At 61.8% G+C, this 421-nt stretch carries 1 protein-coding gene; it reads left to right on the top strand.

All coding sequences use genetic code 11. The features are described 5' to 3' along the window. Positions 1 to 421: ABC transporter permease subunit (locus tag H7995_RS28225; RefSeq protein ID WP_185819335.1), on the top strand; the 421-nt coding region annotated here is incomplete at both ends.

Raw genomic sequence — 421 nt, 5'->3', positions numbered from 1 at the left:
CGATTGCCCGGGTTTCCCCGCACTTCTATATCCGCTGGCCGGTGCAGTTCTACACCTACCTGTTCCGCGGCACGCCGCTGTATATCCAGTTGCTGATCTGCTACACCGGGATCTACAGCCTGGCCGCCATCCGCGCGCAACCGGTGCTCGACGCGTTCTTTCGCGACGCCATGAACTGCACCATCCTGGCCTTTGCCCTGAACACCTGCGCCTACACCACGGAGATTTTCGCCGGGGCGATTCGCAGCATGAACCACGGCGAAGTCGAGGCGGCCAAGGCCTACGGCCTGACAGGCTGGAAGCTGTATGCCTACGTGATCATGCCTTCGGCCCTGCGCCGTTCGTTGCCCTACTACAGCAACGAAGTGATCCTGATGCTGCACTCCACCACCGTGGCCTTCACCGCGACCATCCCGGACAT

The organism is Pseudomonas kielensis, assembly GCF_014236655.1.
Taxonomy (GTDB): domain Bacteria; phylum Pseudomonadota; class Gammaproteobacteria; order Pseudomonadales; family Pseudomonadaceae; genus Aquipseudomonas; species Aquipseudomonas kielensis.
Note: the sequence above shows the minus strand (reverse complement) of the source record. Positions and strands in the feature narration are given on the sequence as shown.